A 25155-nucleotide genomic window follows, 5' to 3' on the forward strand; every position below is an offset into this window, starting at 1 on the left:
CCCGCCGTCAGGCGTCGACGCTGTCCTTCTCGGCGTCGCCCGACTCCGCGGCCGGACGCTCGCCCTTGGCTGCCTCGGCCTCCTCGCGCGCCGCCTGCCTCTTGGAGGCGATCAGGCTGGTGATCGTGGTGATGACCAGGACGCCGCCGATGACCGCCAGCGAGAACGGGATGGAGATCTCCGGGACGTGCACCCCGGACTCGTGCAGGGCGTGCAGCACGAGCTTGACGCCGATGAAGCCGAGGATCACCGACAGGCCGTAGCTGAGGTGGACCAGCTTCTTGAGCAGGCCGCCGATCAGGAAGTACAGCTGACGCAGACCCATCAGGGCGAAGGCGTTGGCCGTGAAGACGATGTACGGGTCCTGGGTCAGGCCGAAGATCGCCGGGATGGAGTCGAGGGCGAAGAGGATGTCGGTGGTGCCGATGGCGAGCATGACGACCATCAGCGGGGTCATGATCCGCTTGCCGTTGTTCCGGATGAACAGCTTGGTGCCGTGGTACCGGTCGGCGACGCCGAACCTCTTCTCGGCGCTCTTGAGGAGACGGTTCTCCTCCCAGTCGTCCTCGTCCTCGTCGGCACGCGCCTCCTGGATGAGCTTCCAGGCGGTGTAGATCAGGAACGCGCCGAAGATGTAGAAGATCCAGGAGAAGTTCGCGATGACCGCGGCGCCCGCGGCGATGAAGATCGCTCGGAGCACCAGGGCGATCAGCACGCCGACGAGCAGCACGCGCTGCTGGAGGTGCGAAGGCACCGAGAACTTCGCCATGATCAGGACGAAGACGAAGAGGTTGTCGACACTGAGTGACTTCTCGGTGATGTAGCCCGCGAAGAACTCACCGGCCGCCTGGCTGCTGCCCCAGATCAGCAGGCCGACGCCGAAGAGGGCGGCCAGGACGATCCAGACGATCGTCCAGATTCCGGCTTCCTTGACCGACACGTCATGAGGCTTGCGCCCGATGAAGAAGTCGGCTCCGATCAGGGCGACCAGACCGAGAATGGTCAGCACCCACAGGGTCATTGAAACGTCCACTGCGCCTCCGGCGTCGTACGGCTACTTGATCAGCGTCGTCGCTGCCGGAGGTCTCTTCCACCCGGGGCCGTACGTGACGGGCCGGGCCGACGCCCCGGGATCGCCCCCGCTCGGGGTACGTCCGTATTGACGGGAACGCCGCGCATGGGGAGTACTCCCCTCCGCGCAAAGCAGCCTACCCGAAAAACCAAGAGAAGGTAAAGGTATGGATAAAGAGGAGCCAAAGGGCCTGGTCAGCGGCCCCATTGGTGACGGGCTTCGGCGACCTGCGCGAGCACCTGGGGCAGCACGCGGCTGCCCGGGGGCAGGCGCGGTGGCTCGTACGTCCAGGCGTGGCCGACCCAGGGATCGGCGAGGTGGTCCTCCGACACCGGGGTGAGCCGCAGCAGCGAACGCCACAGCGGGTCGAGCACCGGGCCGTACGCGGAGGCGTCCTCGCGGTCCGCGACCATCAGGAGGTGGACGCCCACGGCCGGGCCCTCGTCCGCCAGGTACCGCAGGCGGGTGACCGCCCGGTCGTCGAAGCCGTGCGGGAAGTCATGGACGATCAACAACTGCTCGGCGGTGTCCAGGGAGGGCGGCAGCGCGTCGGGCGCACCCGCGCGGAGGGCCATCTGCACCAGGTCCACCCGCTCGGTGAGCCGGGCGAGGACGGCCGAGACCCCGGCCGCTCCGGCCGCCGGCGGTCCGGCCAGCACGCCCGCCTCGACGAGCGGGGCGAGCGCCGCCGCCCCCGAGCCCGCCGGGTCGATGACATGGACCGTGAACTCGCCGGGCGGGTACACCGCGAGCAGCCGCGCCGCGTGCGCGACCGCGGTGTCCATCGCGAGTCGGCGCAGCTCGGTCTCGTCGAGCAGCCCGGCCTCCTCGGAGTGGCCGCGTCCCGCGTCGACCCACAGCCCGCGCTCCAGCGGGAGGCGGACCAGCATCGGGACGCGCAGGTCGGTGCGCTCGGGGAGGTGGAGGTCGCCCAGGCGGACGGCCATCGGGGCCTCCATGGGGACCCGGTAGGCCTGCCAGACCGGGTTGTCCCAGCGGGCGTAGGCGGCGGGCAGCGCCGGTTCGACGACGTCGGACTCGGCGGCGAGCTGGTCGAGGTCCCGGTCGAGGACCTCCTGGGCGCGTGCGGTGAGTTCGTCGTGCCGGGCACGGGCCGCCTGGCGGGCGGCGTCCCCGGCGCCGCCGATGCGGCTGCGCGGATCGGAGAGGACGCCGTCGAGCTCCTTGTCCAGGCGGGACTCGGCGAAGTCGCAGGCGCTGCGGTACGCGGCGGTGGTGCGGGCGAGGTCCTCGAACATGCCCCACACCTGGTTGTAGAGCCGCTCGTCCATCGACCAGCCGCCCGCGTCCCCCGCCACGGGCACGGGCGGGGCCTGCCGGGGCGGCTCGGGAGCGGCCGCGCGGCGGCGGGGGTGGGCGTAGTTGATGGGCCCGCCGCCCGTGCTCGCGGGCGGCGGCTCCGAGGGCCCTGCCGGTGTGGTCACCGGGAGCGTCGGCGCGGGGTCGGTCGCGGACCTCGGCTCACCGACGGCCATCGGCGCGACGGTCATCGGGTCGGCGGTCGTCGGTTCGGCGGCCGTAGCCGGTGTCGGCGTTGATGCCTGCGACGCCGTCGTCGGCATTGAAGTCTGCGTCGGCGCCTGTGTCGCCGCCGACGTCGAGTGGCGTACGCGTTCGGCCTCGGGGACGCGGGGCGGCGGGGCGGAGACCGAGCGGGCCAGGCCTCTGGACACGGCCTCCAGGATCGAGGCGGCGAGGTCGGCGGGACGCTGGAGCCCCTGGTCGCCGAGCATGGCGGCGAGACCGCCCTCGTACCCCTGCCCCATGGCGCGCACCTTCCACGCGCCCTGGCGCCGGTACAGCTCCAGCGCGACGACGGCGGATTCACGGTCCAGGCCGGTGATCGTGTACGTGGCGATCTCGCTGCCGTCGAGGCCGGTGACGGCGACGAAGGGGGCCGCGAGGGCACCGAAACGGGTCGGCCCGCCGACCCCGACGGGCAGCGCGAGGAGGACCGACAGGCGGTGTGCGGCGGCGGGGACCGCGTCCAGGTCGACGGCGAGGCGGTGGTCGGCGGCGGCCTGCTGGGAGACCTCCACACCGGGCAGCGCGGGCGACCCGGGGTGGGCGATCCACTCCACGCCGGCGACCCGGCCTCCTTCGTCGGCGAGGGTGGCGCCGGCGACGACCGGGTGACCGGCCGAGACCCGGATCTCCAGTCGGGTGTCGGGCAGGGGGTGGTTCTGTCCCCGGACCAGCTCGGCCGTCATCGACTCTGTCCCCTCGGATCCACTGGTGATGTGATGCGGGACAGCTCCCGGCGGCCTGCTGCCTCCGGGAGCTGTGGGTGGTGGGTGTGCGGTGCCGGGCCTAGAGGTGCGGCAGGATCGCGGGCATGAGGTCCTGGAAGGTCCGGCCGTTGGCCGGGTTGCCCAGGGCCGTCATCTGCCAGCCCGAGCCCGCCCGGTGCACCTTCGCCATGATCTGCGCGGTGTACTGGCCGCCGCCGTCCAGGGTGTAGCGCGCGAGCTCCTGGCCGTTGGTCTCGTCGACGATCCGGCAGAAGGCGTTCTGCACCTCCTGGAACGTCTGTCCGGTGAAGGAGTTCACCGTGAAGACGATCTGGTCGATGTGGACCGGGACGCGCTGCAGGTCGACCAGGATCGACTCGTCGTCACCGCCCGAGCCCGCGCCGCCGACCAGGTTGTCACCGGTGTGCCGGACCGAGCCGTCGTCGCTGACCAGGTGCCGGAAGAAGACCACGTCCACCGGCTGCTTGTCGGCGAAGAGCACCGCGGAGGCGTCCAGGTCGATCTCGCGCGTACGCGAACCGAACAGGCCGCGGCGGGGCGCCGCCTGCCAGCCGAGCCCCATCCGTACGGACGTCAGGCTGCCGCCGCCCTGCTTCTCCAGGCTGATGGCCTGACCCTTGGTCATGTTGACCGTCACGCGCTGTCCCCTCTCTAGCGATCCCCGCCGCCGCCTCCGCTGTGCGTGCGGTTGCGAGCACCCTACGCAGAGGCACTGACAGCGCAGCAGATGGGGAGCGGTTTTGTGTCGGTCTTGCAACACATCGGGCGCCCGGAGGCGCCCCGGGCGTCACGCGAGACCCGCCTCCTTCATCTGGCGCAGCTCCTTTTTCAGCTCGCCCACTTCGTCCCGCAGCCGGGCGGCGACCTCGAACTGGAGCTCCGCCGCGGCGGCGCGCATCCGGTCGGTCATCTCCTCGATGATCGCGGCGAGTTCGGTCGCCGGGCGGTCGCCGAGCTCGACCGTCGAGCCCGCCTTGCCGCCCTTGGCCTTGCTCTGGGGCGTGTGCGTGGCGAGGGAGGGGACCGGGGCCTTGGCTCCCTTGCCGTCCTTCCCCTGGCGGTAGCCGGTGCCGAGGAGCTGCTCGGTGTCGACCTCCTCACGGGCGATGGTGGCGACGATGTCGTTGATCTTCTTGCGCAGCGGCTGCGGGTCGATGCCGTTGGCGGTGTTGTACGCGACCTGCTTCTCGCGGCGGCGGTTGGTCTCGTCGATGGCCTTCTCCATCGCGGGCGTGACGGTGTCCGCGTACATGTGGACCTGTCCCGAGACGTTGCGCGCCGCGCGACCGATGGTCTGGATCAGCGAGGTGCCGGAGCGCAGGAAGCCCTGCTTGTCGGCGTCGAGGATGGCGACGAGGGAGACCTCGGGCAGGTCGAGGCCCTCACGGAGCAGGTTGATCCCGACCAGGACGTCGTACTCGCCGGCCCGCAGCTCGCGCAGCAGCTCGATGCGGCGCAGGGTGTCGACGTCGCTGTGCAGATAGCGGACCTGGATGCCGAGCTCCAGGAAGTAGTCGGTGAGGTCCTCGGCCATCTTCTTGGTGAGCGTGGTGACGAGGACCCGCTCGTCCTTCTCGGTGCGCAGCCGGATCTCGTGCACCAGGTCGTCGATCTGGCCCTCGGTGGGCTTGACGACGACCTCGGGGTCGATGAGGCCGGTGGGCCGGATGATCTGCTCCACGAAACCGTCGGAGCGCGAGAGCTCGTACGTGCCGGGGGTGGCCGAGAGGTAGACGGTCTGGCCGATCCGCCCCTGGAACTCCTCCCACTTCAGCGGGCGGTTGTCGAGCGCGGAGGGCAGCCGGAAGCCGTGGTCGACGAGGGTCCGCTTGCGGGAGGCGTCGCCCTCGTACATCGCGCCGATCTGCGGGACCGTGACGTGCGACTCGTCGATGACGAGCAGGAAGTCCTCGGGGAAGTAGTCGAGGAGCGTGTTGGGGGCGGAGCCGGGCTCGCGGTCGTCGAAGTGCATCGAGTAGTTCTCGATGCCGGAGCAGGAGCCGATCTGGCGCATCATCTCGATGTCGTACGTCGTGCGCATGCGCAGCCGCTGGGCCTCCAGCATCTTGCCCTGCTTCTCCAGCTCGGCGAGCCGGCTCTCCAGCTCGCGCTCGATGCCGTTGACCGCCTTCTCCATGCGCTCGGGGCCCGCGACGTAGTGGCTGGCGGGGAAGACGTACAGCTCGTTGTCGTCGCTGATGACCTCGCCGGTGAGCGGGTGGAGGGTGGAGAGCGCCTCGATCTCGTCGCCGAACATCTCGATGCGGACGGCGAGCTCCTCGTAGACCGGGAAGATCTCGATGGTGTCGCCGCGGACCCGGAAGGTGCCCCGGGTGAACGCCAGGTCGTTGCGCGTGTACTGGATGTCCACGAAGCGGCGCAGCAGCTGGTCCCGGTCGATCTCCTCGCCGACCTTGAGCGAGACCATCCGGTCCACGTACTCCTGGGGCGTGCCGAGGCCGTAGATACAGGACACGGAGGCGACCACGACCACGTCACGCCTGGTCAGCAGCGAGTTCGTCGCGGAGTGGCGGAGCCGCTCCACCTCCTCGTTGATCGAGGAGTCCTTCTCGATGTAGGTGTCCGACTGCGGGACGTACGCCTCGGGCTGGTAGTAGTCGTAGTACGAGACGAAGTACTCCACCGCGTTGTTCGGCAGCAGCTCACGGAACTCGTTGGCCAGCTGGGCGGCCAGCGTCTTGTTCGGCGCCATCACGAGCGTGGGGCGCTGCAACTTCTCGATCATCCACGCGGTGGTCGCGGACTTTCCGGTGCCGGTCGCGCCGAGGAGGACGACGTCCTTCTCGCCCGCGCGGACACGCCGGTCGAGCTCGGCGATCGCCGCGGGCTGGTCGCCGCTGGGCTGGTAGGGGCTGACGACCTCGAAGGGCGCCACCGTACGTTCGATCTGGGAAACGGGCCGCATGCAACCACCGTACGACCCCCCACTGACACTCGGGCCGTACCTGGCTCACGGGGCGGCTCGGGACCGGCTTCCTCACCACTCCTGGGAGCGGTGGGCGCCCCGGCCGACGCTCTTGCGGGCGCCGCGCGCCGCACGGCCGGGGGGCTGCCGGGAGGACCAGTTCGCGGGCTCGCCGTAGGCGGGTGCGCGGCGCGGGGTGGGCACGCCGGGGCGGTGGGGGCCGCGGGCGGGCGGGCGCTGCCAGTCCGGGTCGCCCATCACCAGCAGCGGGTCGAACATGACGACCACGGCGGCGAGGAGCAGGAAGACCGCCGGGCCGATCAGCATCGGCAGGAGGAGCGTGCCGGCGGAGTCGCCGCCGCCGGTGGCGGCGCCGCTCCCGTGCACGTGGACGTTGACGGCCGCCATACCTGTGTAGTGCATACCGCTGACGGCGAGGGCCATGACCAGGCTCGCGCCGAGGCTGGCCAGGAACCCGTGGACCGAGACGGCCGCCCAGAGGGCGGTGGTGGCCGCGACGACGGCGATCAGGACGGAGAGGGCCACGGTGAGGCTGTCGTAGTCGATCGTCCCCTGAAGCCGCATGCCGGCCATGCCGAGGTAGTGCATGGTGGCGACGCCCAGGCCGGTGATGGTGCCGCCGGTGACCAGGGTGAGCGCGGTGGCGCCGCGGTAGCCGACGATGAAGATGCCGATGCCCACCATCAGGATGGCGACGCCCAGGCTGGCGAAGGTGAGGGGGCGGTCGTAGCTGATGGGCGCCTCGTCTACGGAGAACCCGATCATCGCGATGAAGTGCATCGTCCAGATGCCGGTGCCTATCGACGTGGCGCCGAGCGCGAGCCAGCCGGTCTTGAAGGTGTTGCGGTGACGCACGGATCTCGTGGTGCAGCGCAGGCCCAGGGCGCTGCCGAGGCAGGCCATGAGAAAGGCGGCGACCGGTGTGACGAGGCCGTAGCTGAATCCGTCGACCGTGCCCTGCATGAGCGTCTGTCCTCCAGCCCGTGGTGTCACGTCGTCCGAAATCAGTCGGTACCGCTGAGTAGTCCTACCGGGGCGAGATTATGGCGCGCCGGCGGCCGCGCGACCACGAGGTCCGGGAATTGGCGACGGCGAGACCGATACGAGACCAGCCCGTGACGCGAGCGGGGTGCGAGGGCGGTGGAGCGGGCCTTCTACGGGGGGCGATATCGGCCGCGATGCCAGTTGTCGGGTGCACGTGGCCTACCGGGTCCAGCGGGTGTACCGGGCGATGTCAGTGGTCGGTCGTACCGGGTGTGCCGGGCGATGTCAGTGGTCGGTCGTACCGGGTGTACCGGGCGATGTCAGTGGTCGGTCGTACCGTGAGCTTCATGGACACCACGGTGGAATGGGCGGTCGTGCCGAGTGACATCGGCCCGCTGCTGCTCGCGGCGACCGATCGCGGGCTGGTGAGCGTGGTCTTCCACGCCGACGAGGCGGTGCGGAAGACGGCGGTCGACCGGCTGGCGGGGCAGCTCGGCGCGGAGCCGGTGCAGAGCGCCGCGGGTCGGCTGGCCGAGCCGATACGGCAGTTCACGGAGTACTTCTCGGGCGAGCGGCGCGCGTTCGACCTGCCCCTCGACTGGACGCTGACGGCCGGCTTCAACCGGCAGGTGCTGCGCGAGCTGGCGGAGGGGGTGCCCTTCGGCGCGGTCGTGGGGTACGGCGATCTGGCGAAGCGGGTGGGTCAGCCGGGCGCCGCCCAGGCCGTCGGTGCGGCGATGGGATCCAATCCGCTGCCGGTCGTCGTGCCGTGCCACCGGGTGGTGGAGAGTGACGGCGGGATCGGCGGGTTCGGAGGGGGCCTGGAGACCAAGCGGACGCTGCTGGCCCTGGAGGGCGTCCTGCCGCAGCCTCTCTTCTGAGGCGCCGGTGCGGACCGGCGGGGCGGTCGGCGCGGAGGGCGGTGCCGGGGAGGCGGCGGGTTCGGGCGGCGGCGGTTCGGGAGGTTCGGGAGTGGCGTTCTCAGGCGCGGGGGCGGCTGGCACACTCACGTCGGTGACCAAGAGCCCCGACGCCCCTGACACCCCCGGAGCCCCTGCCGTTCCCGGGGCCCCTGCCGCTCCCGGGGCCCCTGCCGCCCTTCCGTCGGATGTGACCGACCCGACCACGGCCATGGCCCCCGCCCGCCTTCCGGCGGATCTGACGGACCCGGCCGCCGCCATGGCCACCACCGTGCGTCTGCCGACGATCCAGCGGCGGGTCCAGGCCGTGCTGATCGCCGCGCAGATACTCGGCGGACTCGGCATAACCACCGGTATCGCCCTCGCGGCCGTCCTGGCCAAGGACGTCAGCGGGTCGGAGGCCCTGTCAGGCCTCGCCTCGACGGCCTCGGTGGCCGGTCCCGCACTGCTCGCCATGCCGCTGGCCGCCCTGATGGGCGCGCGGGGGCGCCGGCCCGGACTCGTCCTGGCCTATCTGATCGGGGCCGTGGGCGCCGGGGTCGTCGTCCTCGGGGCGGTCGTCGACAGCTTCCCCCTGCTCCTCGCAGGACTGGTCGGGTTCGGAGCCGCGTCCTCGGCGAACCTCGCGGCCCGGTTCGCCGCCGCCGACCTCGCCGAGCCGGACCACCGGGGCCGGGCCATCTCCACCGTCGTCTGGGCCACGACCATCGGCGCGGTCCTCGGACCCAACATCGCCGCTCCCGCAGGCGAGAGCGTGGCAGGTCTCGGCATCCCGGCGACTGCCGGGCCCTTCGTCTGGGCGGCCGGCGTCTTCCTCGTCGCCGCGCTCGTGGTGGCGCTGCTGCTGCGCCCCGATCCGCTCCTGACCGCCCGCGACCTGGCGGCCCCCGCGGCGGGCCAGGAGGGCGACGCCCGTTCGCTGCGGGCGGGGCTGAGGGCCGTACGGGAGTCCTCCGGCGCCCGCCTCGCTCTGGTCACCGTGGCCGCCTCGCACACCGCGATGGTCTCGATCATGTCGATGACCCCGGTCGCGCTGAGCCACCACGGCGCCGGGATCCAGCTGATCGGGCTCGTGATCAGCGGCCACATCGCCGGTATGTACGCCTTTTCGCCCGTCATGGGCTGGCTGTCGGACCGCCTCGGCCGGCTCTCCGTCATCGGGCTCGCGGTCGGGCTCCTCTCCCTGGCCGCGTTGCTCGCCGGCACGGCCGGCGCGAGCCACGGGCAGACCGCCGCGGGCCTCTTCGTCCTCGGCCTGGGCTGGTCGGCGGGACTGGTGTCGGGCTCGGCCCTGCTCACGGACTCGGTGCCGCAGGCCGCCCGGGCCGCGGTGCAGGGCCTGTCTGACTTCACCATGAACACGGCCGCCGGGGTCGGCGGCCTGACGGCCGGGCTGATCGTGGCCCAGGCCGGCTACGGCTGGCTGAACCTGGTGGGCGCGTGCCTGCTGCTTCCGATGGCGGTGCTGGCGGTACGCGGGGTCCTGTGTCGCGCCTGACCCCGGCGGCACACAACGGATATTGGATACCGGATCTTGGATACCGGATCCAGGATCCAGGATCTTGGATCTTGGATCTTGGATCTTGGATCTTGGATCTTGGATCTTGGATCCGATATCCGCCGGGCGCTCAGAGGCTGATGTGGTACGCCTTGCGCAGCGTCTCGTGGACCGTCCACGTGGTCCTGTCACCCTCGCGCAGCACGCACGCGTCACCCGGGCCGACCTCCAGCGTCTCGCCGCCCTCGACGGCGACGGTGGCGCGGCCGCTGACGACGACGAAGAGCTCGTTGGCCTCCGTGTCGGTCACCACGCCGGGGGTGATCTGCCAGATGCCGCGCACCTGCGTGCCGTCGGCGGACTGCCAGAGGACCTTGCCGCTCACCTCGGGCGTGCCGGAGACGATCTGGGCGGGGTCGAGCGGATCGGGCTCCAGCTCCGCGTCGGGGATGTGGACGGCGAAGGAGGCCTGGTCATGTGTCGTCATGGGCGGGACTGTAGCGGGGGCTGCGGGCCCCCACACGGCCGGGACGGCCTGGAGGAGTCGACTCCCCTTCCCTTCTGACCAGGCGACTTCACCGGACAGCCGGTCGGCGACGGAATCCGAAGGGCGCCCGAGGGGGCCCCGGCGGAGCCCGCCAGGGGCCGGAGCTGCGCCCCTCGCGCGGCCGGGGACGCCTGCCCCCTCCCGGGCCGGCCCCGGCCGGGGGCGCGGCCACCGATTTCGTACAGGGTGCCGCACACCTCCACTTGGCGTACTTCCGGTCGTTGGCGGCCGGTGCGCCGTCGTATAGGTGACAGATGAACACCTCGGCCCCCTCGGGGGCGGAAACGCTCATACGCGCACACCGCCGAGGGCGGCGTCACGGCGCCGCACGGCCGAAAACCGAGGGCGGCGGGGCAGGTTACGGACCGATGTCCCCGCTGGTCACACGCGGCGCCTTTGGTGCGCCCAATGTTGGTCGGTCGGAATCCGCCGGACCCTCTGTCCTGCTTGGCGTGAGCGCGTCAAACTCCCCCATGACCCCCTCCCCTCACCTCCCGCAGGAGAGTGCGATGCCCGCGATATCCCCCGCCCCCCGCACCACCCTCGGCGCCCCTTCCCGACCCGCTTCCCGTACCGCACGCCACACCGCACGCCGCACCGCCGTCCTGACCGCCGCCGTACTCCTCGCGGCCGTCACCACCGCCCCCTCCGCCCTGGCCGCCGCCGGCCCGGACGCCCCCGAGCCGTCGGCCCCCGGCGCCTCCTACAAGGCCGCGCACGACACCCTGGGCCCGCAGCGCCTCACCCCGGCCCAGCAGAGACTGAGCGCCGCCAAGGAAGCCGAGGCGAACAGAGGCTTCGACGGTGTACGCACCCGGGCCGCGCTCGCCGGCTACAAGGTCTCCGGCGCACTCCACCAGCCGCAGAAGACCTCGTACTGGTGCGGCCCCGCCACCCTCGTGATCACCCAGTCCGCGCGCGACGGGGTCGCGGGCCGTTCCCAGCAGGACGCCGCGAACCTCCTCAGGACCAACACCAGCGGCACCGCCTGGTACGGCGTCAACATCAACGTGGCCAACCCGACCGGGTATCCGATGGCCGACGCTCTGAACAACCGCCTGCCCGGCGCCGGTTACGTCCCCCGGGCGCTCCCGTACACCCCGACCGCCACCGACAAGGCGAACTTCAAGCAGCACATCACCCACAACACCGACAACGACTACGCGATCGCGGGCAACGCCTGGGAGGTGCCGGGCGGCCCCCACCTCGTCGGCCACCCGAACATCGAGATATTCCACTGGGTCTCGATCGACGGCTACAACACGGACACCGCCGCCGCCCAGGTCAACTACATCGACCCGGTGGGCGGGGTGAGCACCAGCGTCATCTCCTGGGCGGGCTCCGTCCCCAAGTCGGCGCACATCTCGTCCGACACCCTCACCACCATCATGGGCGGCCGTGGCTACGTCTGGTAGGCCACCTCGGCCGTCCCGGCGAGCCTGGGCCCAGGCCCTCGCCCTGCTGCTGACGGGCCTCCTGTTCGCGGGATGCTCGTCGGCGCGGCCCGCCCCCGAGCCGCACCCGGACCGGTCCACCGGCCCGGCACCCCGGCCGACCGCGCTGTCGGCCGCGTGCGAGGTCGATCTCCCGACCGCCTGGCGCTCCGCGCTCGACGCGGGCGAGCTACGGACCCCCACCGGGCAGCGGGCGGTGCTGACCGACACCGGCCCCGGCTGGACGGTCGTCCAGCTCACCGGCGGCGACCACCGCCGGGCCGCCCTCGTCCGAGGCGAGGGCGCGCCCCGCACGCTGCTCGACCTCGCCGACCCCGTCGAACACCAACTCCTCGCGGCCGACTTCGACGGCCGCCGCTGGGCCGCCTTCGCCGTCCTGGAAGGACGGACCCTGGACAGCCCCTGGAGCCTGTACGTCTGGGACGCCGAGACGGGCTCCTCACGACGGCTCGCCAGGGCCGAGCAGCCGGGCCCACTCCCCCAGCCGGTCGTCCGCGACGGCACGGTCCACTGGGCACAGGGCGTAGGCGACGGCAGGGCGACGGTGTACGCGGCCCCGGCGGCGGGCGGCTCCCCACGTGCCCTGCGTACGGGCGTGATGGACACGCCGTTCGCGTCGGGCGGGCTGCTCGTGTGGCGCGAGTCCGTGGGCTCCGGCACCCGGCTCGTCGCCGCCTCTCTCGCCGACGGCCGGCCCGCCACGCTGCCCGGCCCCCTGGCCGCGCTCCGGGACATCCGTTCCGTCGTCTCCGACGGCGGGTCCGGTCGCGGCGCCGCCGGGACCTGGGCCTGGGTGGAGGGCGAGTCCGCGCCTCGGCTGATGGTGTGGCGGACGGGGGACACGCGGCCGACGGCGGTCGTGACGGGCTCCCCGGCAGTCGACGGCATGGACCAGTTGCGGATCAGCGGTCGTCTGGTCACCTGGCGCACCCCGGAGACCTCCTACGCCCTGGACCTGGGGTCGGGCTCGTACGCGCGGATCACCCCGGCGTACGGCTACGCGCAGGCCAGGGACGGCGCGTTGGCGGTCGCGTACAGCCTGGGCAACGCCAAGACGTCCGACTCCCGTCCGGTGATCCAGGTGGTCGACGCGGGGCGGCTGCCCGGGCTGCCGCGCTGTGGCTGAAGCTCGCCACCGAGGTTTGGGTGGTGTGCGGGCGCGCCAGAAATGGGACATGTCCACACAGGTGTCCGAAGAGGTACGGCAGGCGCTCCACGAGGGCCGGCCCGTCGTCGCGCTGGAGTCCACGATCATCGCCCATGGACTGCCGCGCCCGCGCAATCTCGCCGTGGCCCGGGAGCTGGAGGCGCTGGTACGGAGCGGGGGCGCCGTGCCCGCCACGATCGCGGTGATCGACGGGGTGCCGCATGTCGGGCTCGACGAGGGCGGGTTGATACGGATCGCCGAGGACCCGGCGGTCCGGAAGCTGGGCCACCGGGATCTCGCCCCCGCGCTCGCGACCGGGGCCACCGGAGCGACGACGGTCTCCGCGACGGCGTGGCTGGCGGACGCGGCCGGCATCCGGGTCTTCGCGACCGGCGGCCTCGGCGGAGTGCACCGGGAGTGGACCGAGACGCAGGACGAGTCGGCCGATCTCCGGCTGCTCTCCCGCGTCGGGATCCTGGTGGTCTGCGCGGGCGTGAAGTCGATCCTCGACGTGCCGGCGACGCTGCAACGCCTCGAAACCCTGGGCGTGACGGTGGTCGGGTACGGGACGGAGCACTTCCCCGGCTTCTATCTGTCCTCCTCCGGGGAGCCGGTCGACTGGACCCTGCGGACGCCCGAGGAGGTGGCGCGGGTGATGCGGGCGAAGGACGGGCTCGGCGAGCCGCAGGCGGCGCTGATCGTCGCCAACCCCGTGCCGGTGGCCGAGCAGCTGGATCCGGTCCTGCACGACCGGGTGCTCGCGCAGGGCCTCGCGGCGGCGAAGGAGAAGGGGATCGGCGGGCAGGCGGTCACGCCGTTCCTGCTGGAGTACCTGATGGTGCACACCGACGGGGCGTCCCTGGAGGCGAACCTGGCGGCGGTACGCGGCAATGTGCGGCTCGCGGCACGGATCGCGTCCGCCCACGCCGCCCCGGACACGCACGACGTCCCCCACCCCGCCCCGGGCACGTACGACATCGGCGACGGCGCATGAGCGGTCTCCTGGTCGTCGGTGACGTGGTCACCGACATCGTCGCCCGGTACCGGACCCCGCTGACGCCCGCGACCGACACGCCCGCCGAGATCCGGCGCCTGCCGGGCGGAGCGGGAGCCAACGTCGCGTGCTGGGCGGCGCGTTCCGGAGGTCGACCGGTGCGGTTGCTGGGTCGCGTCGGCACGGACGAGGCCGACTGGCACGACGACGCGCTGCGTCGGGCGGGCGTGCGGCCGACGCTTGTCCCGGACGCGGAGGTCGGCACGGCGACGGTGATATCCCTGGTCGACGCGAGCGCCGAGCGCACGTTCCTGACCGACAGCGGTGCGGCGCTGCGCCTGACCCCCGACGACTGGGCCGACACGTTCCTCGCGGGGACGGCCCATCTCCACCTGTCCGGGTACCTCTTCTTCGCGGATGCCAGCCGCGCCGCCGCCCTGCGGGCAGTGCGCGGCGCGCAGGAGGCGGGGGTTCCGGTGAGTGTCGACCCGGCGTCCGTGGGATTCCTGGTCCGGCTCGGGGTGGACCGGTTCCTGGCGGCCGCGCGGCATGTCGCCATGCTGTTCCCGAACGCCGACGAGGCCCGTGCGCTGACGGGCCGGGCCGATCCGGCCGAGGCGGCGGAGACCCTGAGCCGTACGTTCCCGCTCGTCGCGGTCACCCTGGGCGCCGAGGGCGCGCTGGTCGCCGAGGCGGGCGCGCTCACCGGCCGCGTTCCAGCCCCGGACGTGCGGCCGGTGGACTCGACGGGCGCGGGCGACGCCTTCACCGGGGCGTTCCTCGCCGCCCGGCTCGCGGGCGCGGACGCCCTGGAGGCGGCCGAGGCGGGCTGCCGGGCCGGCGCGGAGGCGGTGACGGTGGTGGGCGGGCGACCACCCTCGGCGCGGGGAGGCGCGCGCGAACGGGGCTGACTGGGGAGGTGCACGGGGCGGGCTGGGGCGTGTTTCGAAAGTAGCGTCGTCCGCCCGGAGGGCGGGGCCGGGGGCGTCTGGTGCGTGCGATCGCACGGCGGAGGGAGGAGAGCGCAGCGGGCTGCGCCGACGACTGACAACGCGGCGAGCGTGCGTGCCAGACGCCCCCGGCCAGACGGGACTTTCGAAACACGCCCTAGCGTGGGAGGCCCGTCCAGGCCGGGTGGCGCGGGTCGTCGGCGCGGACGATCACGTCGGCGGCGTCGGAGGGGCCGACCTCGTTCTCGTACCGCGCGAAGGCGGGCAGCGTCCAGGGCTCCTCCGTGCGGCGCGCGAGGGCGCCGGGCGAGAGCCGCAGATGCACGGTCGTGTCGAAGGGGAACCAGTGCCCGAGGAGGAACGGCCCGTGCACCACCAGGACTCCACCCGGCGGTAGATCAGCGTAGGGGCTGCGCGTGGCGCGGTCGGTGACGGGGTCCCAGAGGTCGGGCAGTACGCGTCCGCTGCCGTCGGGCTCCAGCGGACCGAACACCTCGCGCCAGAGCGCTCCGGTGTCGAACCAGCCGCTGTAGTACGAGTCGGGGTCCTGCTTCCCGTACTCGTAGCGGAGGGAGGCGGGCCTCAGGAACCCTCCGGTGCCGACCACGAGCACGGACCGGCCGCGCAGCCGCAGCGCCTCGGCGATCCGCTCCGCGGTCTCCCCGGCCGGCGCCGCGGGCGCCCCGTCGATGCCGACCTTCAGCCAGGCACTCCCGTCGCCGGGGGTCGCACCGTCGATGTGCACGGCCAGGGCCTCGGAGAGGCGCCCCCAGGTGATCGCTTCGAATCGCACGGGCTCGACCTTGTCATGGGCGTCGGGGTTCGAGCAGCGAGTCTACGAAGTCGCGCCCCTCGGCTCCGGGCGCGCCCGCGAGCGGCGCGTCCACGGAGAGCGTCGCGTTCACGGCAGGCGGCGCGTCCGCGGAGAGCTGAGCGTTCACGGCAGGCGGCCCGTCCACCGAGAGCGTCGCGTTCACGGCAGGCAGCGCCTCCCCGGAAAGCTCCGCGTCCACGGCAGCCGGCGCGTCCGGGGAGAGTGGCGCGCCCCCCGTCGTGTCGAGGCGCGCCCGGCCCGCCGCCAGCGCCCCCGCGAGCGTGAGCTCCCCGCTCGCGAGGGCGCGGCAGGTCGCGGAGTCCGACCTCAGGTGCGCGTCGGGGGCGTCGGCCGGTCCGTCCGCGTACGAGGCGGCCCCCTCGCCCCCGACCCGTACATGGAACGCGCCCTCGTCCAGCGTCACTTGCACCACGCCCTCCACCACGCCCTCCAGGGCGCCGATCAGCGGGATCGCGAACCAGTGGGCGCGCACCGCGTCGGTCGGTCGGGGCTCCTCCAGCGCGGGCGCGCCCCAGGCGGCCAAGGCCCGCAGCACGGGAAGCAGTTCCGAGCCGCGGGGGGTGAGCTCGTACACGTACGCCGAGACGGGCGGGGGCAGGCGGCGGCGCGTGACGAGCGCGGCGCCCTCCATGTCCTTGAGGCGGCCGGCCAGCATGTCCGTGCTGACGCCGGGGAGATCGGCGTGCAGATCCGTGTAACGGCGGGGTCCGGCGAGGAGTTCGCGGACGATCAGCAGGGTCCAGCGGTCACCCACGGCATCGAGGGCGCGGGCGGCGGCGCAGTACTGGTCATAGCTCCGGCGGCGAGGCATACGACTCAGTCTAGACAAGTTGTTGGACTTTCCAAGCTCCTACTTGGTAAAACCAAGCATCAGTACTTCTGGGGAGGTCGTCGCATGGAGTTCCGGCAGTCGAGCAAGCTGAGCGAGGTCTGCTACGAGATCCGGGGCCCGGTCATCGAGCACGCCAACGCCCTGGAGGAGGCGGGCCACAGCGTGCTGCGCCTGAACACCGGCAACCCCGCGCTCTTCGGGTTCGAGGCGCCCGAGGAGATCGTCCAGGACATGATCCGGATGCTCCCGAAGGCCCATGGCTACACGGACTCCCGCGGCATCCTCTCCGCCCGCCGCGCGGTCGCCCAGCGCTACCAGGCGATGGGCCTGCCGGAGGTCGACGTCGACGACGTCTTTCTCGGCAACGGCGTCTCCGAGCTGGTCTCCATGGCCGTCCAGGCGCTCCTGGAGGACGGCGACGAGGTCCTGATCCCCGCCCCCGACTTCCCTCTGTGGACGGCGGTGACCACCCTCGCGGGCGGCAAGGCCGTGCACTACCTCTGCGACGAGTCCGCGGACTGGTACCCCGACCTGGACGACATGGCCGCGAAGATCACCGACCGCACCCGAGCCGTCGTGATCATCAACCCCAACAACCCCACGGGCGCGGTGTATCCGCGCGAGATCGTCGCGGGCATCCTCGACCTCGCCCGCCGCCACGGACTGATGGTCTTCGCCGACGAGATCTACGACCAGATCGTCTACGACGAGGCCGTGCACTACCCGGCCGCCTCCCTCGCCCCGGATCTCGTCGTCCTCACCTTCGGCGGGCTCTCCAAGACGTACCGGGTGGCGGGCTTCCGCTCCGGCTGGCTCGTCGTCAGCGGCCCGCAGCAGCACGCGAGGAACTATCTGGAGGGCCTGACCATGCTGGCCTCCATGCGGCTGTGCCCGAACGCGCCCGCCCAGTACGCCATTCAGGCCGCCCTCGGCGGCCGGCAGTCGATCCACGAGCTCACCGCCCCGGGAGGCAGGCTCCACGAACAGCGCGACAAGGCGTGGGAGAAGCTCAACGAGATCCCCGGCGTCTCCTGCGTGAAGCCGAAGGGCGCGCTCTACGCCTTCCCGCGCCTCGACCCGAAGGTGCACAGGATCCACGACGACGAGAAGTTCGTCCTCGACCTGCTGCTGCGCGAGAAGATCCAGGTGGTGCAGGGCACCGGCTTCAACTGGCCCCGCCCGGACCACTTCCGGATCCTGACCCTGCCGTACGCCGACGACCTCGACGCCGCGATCAGCCGGATCGGCCGCTTCCTGAGCGGCTACCGGCAGTAGACGGGCGCGCGGCGTCGCTCCCTGGGACCGGAAAGGGGAGCGGGTCCGAGGGCGTAGCCTGCCCCCGGACCCTGTCGATGCCGCTCACATCACACGCCGGCGCACTTGAGAGCCCGGGTCAGTCGTCATTGCGTCGCGTCCTGCCGTTGGACCACCGCCGATCGAGCTCGGCGGACCAGATTCGAACTGGCATTTCGACGCACCAGGGCCCGGGCCCGGTCGATCCGGCGATGAGCGGCGCATACTGAATCTGGAGCAATAGTCTGAGTTTGAACGCGACCCTTCGCAGAAGGGCCGCGCATTCACGACAAGGCTCAGCTTCAGCTTTGCGCTCCTCGCGCACCCCGACCGTGTGCTGTGGCCGGGGAGTTCATGGGTCCTCCCGCTACCCGAAGAGGTAACCGAAGACCGCGTCGCCGACGCGCTGGTCGGTGACCTCGGCGCTGTTCGCCTCCTCACGGGCGAACTTCACCGCCTGCTGGAGCCTCTCCACCCGCTCCAGCAGCTCGTTCACCCGCCGGGCCGGCAGGGCGCCGGAGAACTTCACGGTGGTCCAGTAACCGACCGGCACGTCCTCGTAGTACACCTCGACCTGCGCCGGGTGCTTGTCCGTCGCCTCCGCCTTGACGTGGTTGCGCGGCACCTTCTTCGTGCGGACCGTACGGACGATCTCGGTCTTCCACGCGTCGGTCGACGGGTCCTGGGTCCACGACTCGGCCGCGTCGAGGACGGGCAGCTTGCGGACGAAGGTGTGGATGTCCGTCAGCTGCTTCTCCAGGAAGAGGAGATACGCGACGGGCACCTGGCTCACCAGCACGCGCCCGTCGACGGTGACGTCGGCGCGCGCCTCGCAGTTGGCCCAGTCCTTGGTGGCGGTCACATCGAAGAGCCGCGTCAACGCCCGCGCGGTGTCGCGCAGTACGTCCTCGGCCTTCACCTGCACCAGCGTGGACTCGGGCGGAAGCTGCTCGCCCTCCTCGTCCTTCGGCTGGTAGGTACGGGAGATCCCGGCGAGCAACGCGGGCTTCTGCAGCCCGTGGTGTGCCGCCGTCAGGTCCTGTTGCGCTCGGGACTTGACGCCCTTCTCCACTGCGATGATCTGATTGAGTTTCGTTGCCACACGACGGACCCTAGAGGGGATCTGGCGATGAATCGAACGAATATCGGCCCCCAGCAGGCCGTTCCACCCGCCGGTCCCCCGTGGAGCACCGAGGAGGGACCGGTCGTGGACACGACCCTGGTCGCTGCCGCGTCCGGCGTGCGCTGAGGAGGCGGTCCGTGGACCTGGTCGCGCCGGTCGTCGTCGAACCGCTCAAGCGCCGCCGCTGTGCGGAGTGTCTCCAGGGGCCTCTGGAGCGGATGATCGTCGAGTTCAACGCGCCGGTCTGCCTGGACTGCGCGGACCTCGGTCACCTGGTGTTCCTACGCCGCGGGAACACCGCCCTCACCCGCCGGGCGCGGGAGGGAAGCACGCTGTGGGCGGTGGTCGTACGCCACAACCGGCGCCGTACCCGGTACGAACGTCAGGGCCTGCTCGTCGAGGAGGCCTCGCTCGCCCGGGCGGAGGCGGCCTGCCTCGCGGACGCGGAGGCGCGGGCGCGGCGGCGGGCCCGGGACGCGGCGCGGCGTGCGGAGCGGGACGCGGAGGTCACCGCGGCGCTGGAGGCGGAGATCCTGCGGCTGTTCCCCCGATGTCCGGTCGACCGGGCCGCGGAGATCGCCGCCCACGCCTCCCGGAAGGGGAGCGGCCGAGTCGGGCGTACGGCGGCGGGGCGAGCGCTCGACCGAGGTGCGGTCACCGCCGCGGTACGGGCCGCCGTACGGCATGTCGACACCGAGTACGACACGCTGCTCATGCGCGGGGTTCCCCGGCACCAGGCCCGAACGAACGTCGCACACGCGATCGACGCCGTGCTCCGGGCCTGGCGCCCCGTGTGAGGGACGGGGAGGGCCCGCGCCGAGAGCCTCACCCGCGTCGGGGCCTCAGACCTGCGCGCCCGAGCGACGCGCCCGGCGGTAGACCAGCGCGCCGCCGAGCAGCAGCGCCGCGGCGGCCGGGGTGGCGTAGCCGACCACGTCCGAGCCGGTGCTGGCGAGTTCGACCGACTCGCCCTGCGGTGCGGGCGCCGGGGCGACCGGAATCTCCGCCTCCTCGTCGACGGGGGTGGGCAGCGGCTGCGGCGGCACGGGCGGCTTCGGCTCCTCGCCGGGCGCCTCGGGCTGGCCGGGGCCGTTGACGGAGGTGTTGCCGAAGGCGGGGTTGCCGATGCCGACGACGTTGACCGAGTTGCCGCTCACGTTGACGGGGAGGTCGATCGGCAGCTGGAGGCCGTTGCCGGAGAGCACACCGGGCGAGCCCTGCGCCTGTCCTTCGGCGGTGGCGCCGCCGCCGTTGGTGGAGCCGCTGTGCTGGGAGCCTCCGTGGGAGCCCCCGCCGGTGTGCCCACCGCTGCGCGGGGTGCCGGGCTGGTCCTTGTGGGCTCGGCCGCCGCCGTCGGCTTCCGAGCCGTACCCGTCGGACGAGCTCGTGTTCGCGCAGCGGTTGCCGGCCGCGGGGTTGAGCAACCCGACGACGTTGACGGTGTTCCCGCAGACGTTGACCGGGACGTGCACCGGCAGCTGAACCGTGTTGCCGGAGCCGACGCCCGGCGAACCGACGGCGGCGCCCTGTGCACCGGAGTCGGCGTGCGCGGCGCCCGCCGAGAGCGCGAGCGCGCCACCCGTGACCATCAGTGTGGCCAGACCACTTCGGCGAATCTGCCTCATGGCTTCCTGCCTTCCGGAGGTGTTCACGGGCATTCGCCCGCAACGCAATTAACGCGATCCTGGCGAGGCCGGATCAGGCCGTTGGCGGGTTTCACTCCATCGAGTGGGATTGAGCTCGAACGGACCGGGCAGACGCTGTCGTTCGAACGAGGAGCGGTCGGCTCCGACGGCCCGTGGGCAGTCGTCTGCGGCCCGTGGCCAGTCGGCTGTGGCCCGTGCCCAGCCGCCAGTGGTCGGTGGTGGCCGGTGCTCGGTGGCCAACGGCCGGGGCTCGGTGGTCAACGGCCGGTGCTCGGTGGTCAACGGCCGGGGCTCGGTGGTCAACGGCCAGGTTCAGTGGCCCAGGAGGTCCGTGAGCGCTCCGACGGGGTCGGCGTCGGGGGTGCCTCGGGGCCACCAGTCCTCGCGGTCGGCGTCCGACTCGTAGCCGTACCAGAGGCCGTCGCGCCCGAAGCGGAGTTGGAGGGAGCGGGTCGACAGGCGGTTGCGCCAGGGGCGGAAGGCGGGGAAGTCGGACGCGAGCAGCGCGGGGCGGGCCCGGTCGAAGGGGCCCGCGGGTGGGTCCCAGGGCTCTTCGAGGACGGTGAGTCCGGCGATGCCGCCCTGTCGCCAGGCGGCGACGGCGCGCGCGAGGTCGGTGGGGGTGCGGTCGAGGGCCTGCGCCAGGTCGCGGTAGAGCGCCCGGGTGGAGGCGGTGAGTCCCGAGCCGGGATGGGCGGCGGCCAGCCGGACGGCGTCCTGCCAGGGGGTGAGCGCGGCGACGGGGTCGTGACCGGTGGTCAGGAAGGCGTGGGCGCGGGCGGCGGCCTCCGTCGCGAGCAGGTCAAGGGCGAGGGGGTCGGGGGCGTACGGGTCCGGCGGGTAGGCGGGTGGGCGGCCGGGCTGAGCGGACACGGGGAGCGGCGGCGGCAACGAGGGCAGGGCGTGGCCCGTCCGCGGGGCGAGGGCGGCGCGGGCTGGGAGGGTCGCCATGGGCGGTGCGGTCGCGCTCGTCTCGGCCGCGGAGCGGGCCGCGTTGCGGTGGGTGAGGGCGGCCAGGATCTCCTGCTCGCCACGTCCGCGCATCAGGAACAGGACGAACGGGTCCTCGTCGAGGAGCCGGGCCGCCTGGTAGCAGAGGGCCGCGGCGTGCTTGCAGGGGAAACCGTCGTCCGGGCAGGAGCAGTCGGGGACGAGGTCACCGGGCGCGGGCAGCAGCCCGGTGACGGCCTCCAGAGCGTGCGGGACGTCCTTGTCGAGGAGCGCGGCGATGTGGTCGGGGCGGGCCGCCACCTCGTCCAGGAACCGCTCCCAGCCGTCGTCGTCGAGCGTGCGCAGGCGGATCTCGGTGCGGTACGGGCGGGGGCGGGTGCCGTGGACGTAAGCGGTCACGCGGCCGGGGGTGACCGTGATCGCGTCGACGTGGCCGCGCCCCGCGTACGCCTTCCCCCGGGCCAGCCGGGCCGGGTCGAGGGCGGTGTCCTCCAGGGCCTCCACCCAGGCGTTGCCCCACCAGGTGGCGGCGAATCGGCCGTCCGGCGCCTCGCGTGGGGCGAGGGCGGGGAACGTACGGCGCAGGTCGTCGTGGCGCGGGCCCGCGAACCTGCCGCTCCCGGGACGCCGGGCGGCGCCCGGGCGGGGCGCGGGGCCGGGTCGGGGCGAGGAGCCCCTGCTCGGGGAGGAGTCGGAGCCGGGCGAGGAGCCGGGGCGGGGCGAGGAGCCGGGGTCGCGGATCATGACGGCCTCCTCAGGGACACCAGGTCGGCCAGCTCGCGGTCGGTCAGTTCGGTCAGGGCGGCCTCCCCGGAGCCGAGGACGGCGTCGGCCAGGGCGCGCTTGGCCCGCAGCATCTCGGCGATGGAGTCCTCCACGGTGCCTTCCGCGATCAGCCGGTGGACCTGGACGGGCTGGGTCTGGCCGATGCGGTAGGCCCGGTCGGTGGCCTGCTCCTCGACGGCCGGGTTCCACCAGCGGTCGAAGTGGACGACGTGACCGGCGCGGGTGAGGTTGAGGCCGGTGCCCGCCGCTTTCAGCGACAGCAGGAAGACGGGCACGTCACCGGACTGGAAGCGGTCGACCATGCGCTCGCGCTCGGCCACGGGCGTTCCGCCGTGGAGCAGTTGGGCCGGGATCGCGCGAGCGGCCAGATGATCGGCGAGCAGCCGTGCCATGGAGACGTACTGGGTGAAGACGAGGACGGAGCCGCCCTCGGCCAGGATCGTGTCCAGGAGTTCGTCGAGCAGGGCGAGTTTGCCGGAGCGGCCAGCGAGCCTGGCCGTGCCCCCGCCTTTGGCCGTCTGTTCCTTGAGGTACTGCGCGGGGTGGTTGCAGATCTGCTTGAGCGAGGTGAGGAGCTTCATCACGAGTCCGCGACGGGCGATTCCCTGGGCACCCTCGATCTGCGCCATGGTCTCCCGGACCACCGCCTCGTAGAGCGAGGCCTGCTCACGGGTGAGGGCCACCGGGTGGTCGGACTCGGTCTTCGGTGGCAGCTCGGGAACGATGCCGGGGTCGGACTTGCGGCGGCGCAGCAGGAAGGGCCTGACCAGTCGGGCGAGGCGCTCGACGGCTTCCTCGTTCTCGATCTCCTCGCTGTTCTCGACGGCGCGCGCGTGGCGGGAGCGGAAGGCCTTGAGGGGGCCGAGGAGGCCGGGGGTGGTCCAGTCGAGCAGGGCCCACAGCTCGGAGAGGTTGTTCTCCACGGGCGTGCCGGTGAGGGCGACGCGCGCCGCCGTGGGGATCGTGCGCAGCGCCTTGGCGGTCGCGGAGAAGGGGTTCTTGACGTGCTGGGCCTCGTCGGCGACGACCATCCCCCACTCCTGCTCGGCCAGTTGCGGGGCGCTGGTGCGGAGCGTGCCGTAGGTGGTGAGGACGAAGCCGGCGGTGCCGGAGTCCGGGGCGAGTCCGTCGAGGGAGCGGTCGGCGCCGTGGAAGCGGCGCACGGGAACGCCGGGGGCGAAGCGCTGGATCTCCCGCTGCCAGTTGCCCAGCAGGGAGGCGGGACAGACGACGAGGGTGGGGGCGCGGCGGGCGCGGCGCAGATGGAGGGCGATGAGGGTGACGGTCTTGCCGAGCCCCATGTCGTCGGCGAGGCAGCCGCCCAGTCCGAGTGAGGTCATCAGGTCGAGCCAGGCCAGTCCACGCAGCTGATAGTCGCGCAGGGTGGCGTCGAGACCGGCGGGCGGCTCGGCCTCCTCGGGACCGGCGACGAGCCGGTCGCGGAGCGCCGCGAGAGCGCCGACGGGCACGGCGGAGACGGTCTCGCCGTCGACCTCGGCGGTGCCGCTGAGGGCGACCGCGAGGGCGTCGACGGGCTCCAGCAGGCCGAGTTCGCGCTTGCGGGCCTTTCGGACCAGGTCCGGGTCGACGACCACCCACTGGTCGCGCAGTCGCACGATGGGCCGGTGGGACTCGGCGAGCGCGTCCATCTCCCGCTCGGTGAGCGGGTCGCCGTCGAGGGCCAACTGCCAGTTGAACCGGAGCAGTTCCTCGCTGTCGAAGAACGACGTGCCGTCGGTGGCGGAGCCCGGGGCGGCGAGGGACGGCCGGACGACGGCGGAGGCACTGAGCGAGCGGGCCAGCTCGCGGGGCCAGTGGACGGCCACCCCGGCGTCGGCGAGGCGGGCGGCGGCGGGGCCGAGGAGTTCGTACAGCTCGTCCTCGGTGAGGGCGAGGACGTCGGGGACGTCGCGCTCCAGGAGCCTGCCGAGCGGTGACCAGACGCGGGCCGCGCGGCGCAGCGCGAGGACGGCGTCGATGCGGGCCCGCGGCCCGAAGAGCTCTTCGCCGTCGCCGGCCCAGAGGGCGGCGGCGTCGATGACGAGGGTGGGGTCGGCGAGGCTGTGGATCTGGAGGAGGGCCGCGGCGGCCTGGCGCTCGTCGCCGCCCTCCTCGGCGATGTCGAAGAGTTCGTACCCGGCGAGGTCGAGGCGGAGCGAGACCCGGACCCCGGCATCCATGCCGGCCGCCGCCTCGGCCGCCCAGGCACGCGCGCGGGGCAGGTGCTGGGCGTCGCGCGCGGCGAACGGCGCACCGGCCGCGTGGGCGGCGGCAGGCGTACGGGGCAGGGTGTCGGCGACCGCGTCCAGGAAGGCCCGCACCAGCGCCTCCGGCTCGGGCAGCTGAAGCGGACTGCGGCCGGGCACGGGCACCGCGTGGGCCTCGGGGGGCATGGCGGCGGCCACCGCCCGCAGATGCGCGATGTCGTCGGCGTCCAGCGGGCCCGCCCGCCAGGCGTCGAGGTCGTCGGCGGTGAGGCCGGGCAGCAGCCTGCCCCTTGCCGCGAGGTGCAGGGCGTGCAGGGCTGCGGCGCCCCAGCAGGCGGCCGCCGGGTGGGCGCCCGGCTGATGGCGGGCGGCGACCAGATGCGGCAGCGCGTCGGCGACGCCGAGGGTCACGGCGGGGACCGTGCGGCTGCGGACGCCGGCGCCGTGTCGTCGTACGACCGTGATCTCGGCCGGCTCCGTGCCCGGGCCGGCGGGCAGAGCGCCGCCGTCCGGGGCCCAGAAGGCGACCCGCCCCTCGCGGGGCAGCGCGGCCGGGAGGAAGACGGCGGCGCAGGTCTGCGGGCTGTGTGGGGTCACGGTCCTGCTCACCTCCCGTTCCGCGACGGATTCCGACTGGATCTCCGACCTTACGGGTGGGGTCTGACAACGGGCCCTCGCACCGCTTCGCCCGGGCGG

At 72.8% G+C, this 25155-nt stretch carries 19 protein-coding genes and 1 pseudogene; 8 read left to right on the forward strand and 12 right to left on the reverse strand.

The annotated features are described in order from the left end of the window. Window positions 1–7: 7 nt before the first annotated feature. The 5 genes from ACIPPS_RS16310 to ACIPPS_RS16330 all read right to left on the reverse strand — a co-directional run bounded on the left by ACIPPS_RS16310 (window position 8) and on the right by ACIPPS_RS16330 (window position 7255). Window positions 8–1033 (reverse strand): TerC family protein, encoded by a 1026-nt coding sequence (locus ACIPPS_RS16310; protein WP_401431819.1) that lies wholly within the window; start codon window positions 1031–1033, stop codon window positions 8–10. A gap of 233 nt (window positions 1034–1266) precedes the next feature. Continuing rightward, entirely contained in the window at window positions 1267–3303 is a 2037-nt protein-coding gene (locus ACIPPS_RS16315) for a TerD family protein (RefSeq protein ID WP_401431822.1), read from the reverse strand. 100 nt (window positions 3304–3403) lie between these two features. After that, window positions 3404–3982: a TerD family protein gene (locus ACIPPS_RS16320; RefSeq protein ID WP_401431825.1), complete on the reverse strand. Its 579-nt coding sequence runs from the start codon at window positions 3980–3982 to the stop codon at window positions 3404–3406. 150 nt (window positions 3983–4132) lie between these two features. After that, window positions 4133–6271, reverse strand: coding sequence for an excinuclease ABC subunit UvrB (gene uvrB, locus ACIPPS_RS16325; RefSeq protein ID WP_401431828.1), 2139 nt, complete (start codon window positions 6269–6271; stop codon window positions 4133–4135). A 72-nt stretch (window positions 6272–6343) separates the two neighbouring features. Then, entirely contained in the window at window positions 6344–7255 is a 912-nt protein-coding gene (locus ACIPPS_RS16330) for an MHYT domain-containing protein (protein WP_401431831.1), read from the reverse strand. A 368-nt stretch (window positions 7256–7623) separates the two neighbouring features. On the opposite strand from ACIPPS_RS16330, the gene ACIPPS_RS16335 reads away from it, so the two are divergent. Beyond that, window positions 7624–8157, forward strand: a complete 534-nt coding sequence (locus ACIPPS_RS16335) for a methylated-DNA--[protein]-cysteine S-methyltransferase (protein ID WP_401431833.1) — start codon at window positions 7624–7626, stop codon at window positions 8155–8157. Window positions 8158–8455: 298 nt separating this feature from the next. After that, window positions 8456–9694: an MFS transporter gene (locus tag ACIPPS_RS16340; RefSeq protein ID WP_401433084.1), complete on the forward strand. Its 1239-nt coding sequence runs from the start codon at window positions 8456–8458 to the stop codon at window positions 9692–9694. 130 nt (window positions 9695–9824) lie between these two features. Here ACIPPS_RS16340 and ACIPPS_RS16345 read toward each other — a convergent pair whose 3' ends face one another. Beyond that, a complete protein-coding gene (locus tag ACIPPS_RS16345) occupies window positions 9825–10181 on the reverse strand; it encodes a cupin domain-containing protein (protein WP_401431836.1) in 357 nt (118 codons plus the stop codon). A 569-nt stretch (window positions 10182–10750) separates the two neighbouring features. On the opposite strand from ACIPPS_RS16345, the gene ACIPPS_RS16350 reads away from it, so the two are divergent. Genes ACIPPS_RS16350 through ACIPPS_RS16365 form a run of 4 tightly spaced genes read left to right on the forward strand, consistent with a single transcriptional unit; the run spans window position 10751 to window position 14747 of the window. Next, window positions 10751–11656 carry a hypothetical protein gene (locus ACIPPS_RS16350; protein ID WP_401431839.1) on the forward strand — a complete coding sequence of 302 codons (906 nt, stop codon included), beginning with the start codon at window positions 10751–10753 and terminating at the stop codon, window positions 11654–11656. Next, window positions 11640–12821, forward strand: a complete 1182-nt coding sequence (locus ACIPPS_RS16355; RefSeq protein ID WP_401431842.1) for a hypothetical protein — start codon at window positions 11640–11642, stop codon at window positions 12819–12821. Before ACIPPS_RS16350 ends, ACIPPS_RS16355 begins: the two co-directional genes overlap by 17 nt. A gap of 49 nt (window positions 12822–12870) precedes the next feature. Beyond that, the gene (locus ACIPPS_RS16360; protein ID WP_401431845.1) at window positions 12871–13836 is read left to right on the forward strand and encodes a pseudouridine-5'-phosphate glycosidase; all 966 of its coding nucleotides are present in this window, start codon (window positions 12871–12873) and stop codon (window positions 13834–13836) included. Further along, window positions 13833–14747 carry a carbohydrate kinase family protein gene (locus ACIPPS_RS16365; protein WP_401431848.1) on the forward strand — a complete coding sequence of 305 codons (915 nt, stop codon included), beginning with the start codon at window positions 13833–13835 and terminating at the stop codon, window positions 14745–14747. The genes ACIPPS_RS16360 and ACIPPS_RS16365 overlap by 4 nt, the downstream gene beginning before the upstream one ends. Window positions 14748–14943: 196 nt before the next feature. On the opposite strand, the gene ACIPPS_RS16370 is transcribed toward ACIPPS_RS16365, so the two are convergent. Then, complete coding sequence (locus ACIPPS_RS16370) at window positions 14944–15579, reverse strand: uridine kinase (RefSeq protein ID WP_401431851.1); 636 nt, start codon at window positions 15577–15579, stop codon at window positions 14944–14946. Between the two features lie 238 nt (window positions 15580–15817). Continuing rightward, window positions 15818–16432, reverse strand: a pseudogene (locus tag ACIPPS_RS16375) (winged helix-turn-helix transcriptional regulator); the annotation flags it as partial. 84 nt (window positions 16433–16516) lie between these two features. Here ACIPPS_RS16375 and ACIPPS_RS16380 point away from each other — a divergent pair. Further along, the gene (locus ACIPPS_RS16380) at window positions 16517–17728 is read left to right on the forward strand and encodes a pyridoxal phosphate-dependent aminotransferase (RefSeq protein WP_401431853.1); all 1212 of its coding nucleotides are present in this window, start codon (window positions 16517–16519) and stop codon (window positions 17726–17728) included. Between the two features lie 385 nt (window positions 17729–18113). Here the strand turns inward: ACIPPS_RS16380 and ACIPPS_RS16385 are convergent, their stop codons facing one another. Further along, window positions 18114–18848, reverse strand: coding sequence for a hypothetical protein (locus ACIPPS_RS16385; RefSeq protein WP_401431855.1), 735 nt, complete (start codon window positions 18846–18848; stop codon window positions 18114–18116). Window positions 18849–19006: 158 nt separating this feature from the next. On the opposite strand from ACIPPS_RS16385, the gene ACIPPS_RS16390 reads away from it, so the two are divergent. Further along, window positions 19007–19666 (forward strand): DUF2293 domain-containing protein, encoded by a 660-nt coding sequence (locus tag ACIPPS_RS16390; protein WP_401431857.1) that lies wholly within the window; start codon window positions 19007–19009, stop codon window positions 19664–19666. Window positions 19667–19711: 45 nt separating this feature from the next. On the opposite strand, the gene ACIPPS_RS16395 is transcribed toward ACIPPS_RS16390, so the two are convergent. The 3 genes from ACIPPS_RS16395 to ACIPPS_RS16405 all read right to left on the reverse strand — a co-directional run bounded on the left by ACIPPS_RS16395 (window position 19712) and on the right by ACIPPS_RS16405 (window position 25056). Beyond that, complete coding sequence (locus ACIPPS_RS16395; protein ID WP_401431859.1) at window positions 19712–20494, reverse strand: chaplin; 783 nt, start codon at window positions 20492–20494, stop codon at window positions 19712–19714. A 333-nt stretch (window positions 20495–20827) separates the two neighbouring features. Next, complete coding sequence (locus ACIPPS_RS16400) at window positions 20828–22210, reverse strand: SWIM zinc finger family protein (RefSeq protein ID WP_401431862.1); 1383 nt, start codon at window positions 22208–22210, stop codon at window positions 20828–20830. Beyond that, a complete protein-coding gene (locus ACIPPS_RS16405; RefSeq protein WP_401431865.1) occupies window positions 22207–25056 on the reverse strand; it encodes a DEAD/DEAH box helicase in 2850 nt (949 codons plus the stop codon). The genes ACIPPS_RS16400 and ACIPPS_RS16405 overlap by 4 nt, the downstream gene beginning before the upstream one ends. Window positions 25057–25155 lie beyond the last annotated feature (99 nt).

Source organism: Streptomyces sp. NPDC090127 (assembly GCF_044746945.1).
GTDB lineage: Bacteria > Actinomycetota > Actinomycetes > Streptomycetales > Streptomycetaceae > Streptomyces.

Coding starts and splice junctions, on each gene's coding strand:
- ACIPPS_RS16315 (WP_401431822.1), bottom strand. CDS start 3,303: ATGACGGCCGAGCTGGTCCGGGGACAGAACCACCCCCTGCCCGACACC.
- uvrB (WP_401431828.1), bottom strand. CDS start 6,271: ATGCGGCCCGTTTCCCAGATCGAACGTACGGTGGCGCCCTTCGAGGTC.
- ACIPPS_RS16330 (WP_401431831.1), bottom strand. CDS start 7,255: ATGCAGGGCACGGTCGACGGATTCAGCTACGGCCTCGTCACACCGGTC.
- ACIPPS_RS16335 (WP_401431833.1), top strand. CDS start 7,624: ATGGACACCACGGTGGAATGGGCGGTCGTGCCGAGTGACATCGGCCCG.
- ACIPPS_RS16340 (WP_401433084.1), top strand. CDS start 8,456: ATGGCCACCACCGTGCGTCTGCCGACGATCCAGCGGCGGGTCCAGGCC.
- ACIPPS_RS16345 (WP_401431836.1), bottom strand. CDS start 10,181: ATGACGACACATGACCAGGCCTCCTTCGCCGTCCACATCCCCGACGCG.
- ACIPPS_RS16350 (WP_401431839.1), top strand. CDS start 10,751: ATGCCCGCGATATCCCCCGCCCCCCGCACCACCCTCGGCGCCCCTTCC.
- ACIPPS_RS16360 (WP_401431845.1), top strand. CDS start 12,871: ATGTCCACACAGGTGTCCGAAGAGGTACGGCAGGCGCTCCACGAGGGC.
- ACIPPS_RS16365 (WP_401431848.1), top strand. CDS start 13,833: ATGAGCGGTCTCCTGGTCGTCGGTGACGTGGTCACCGACATCGTCGCC.
- ACIPPS_RS16380 (WP_401431853.1), top strand. CDS start 16,517: ATGGAGTTCCGGCAGTCGAGCAAGCTGAGCGAGGTCTGCTACGAGATC.
- ACIPPS_RS16395 (WP_401431859.1), bottom strand. CDS start 20,494: ATGAGGCAGATTCGCCGAAGTGGTCTGGCCACACTGATGGTCACGGGT.
- ACIPPS_RS16400 (WP_401431862.1), bottom strand. CDS start 22,210: ATGATCCGCGACCCCGGCTCCTCGCCCCGCCCCGGCTCCTCGCCCGGC.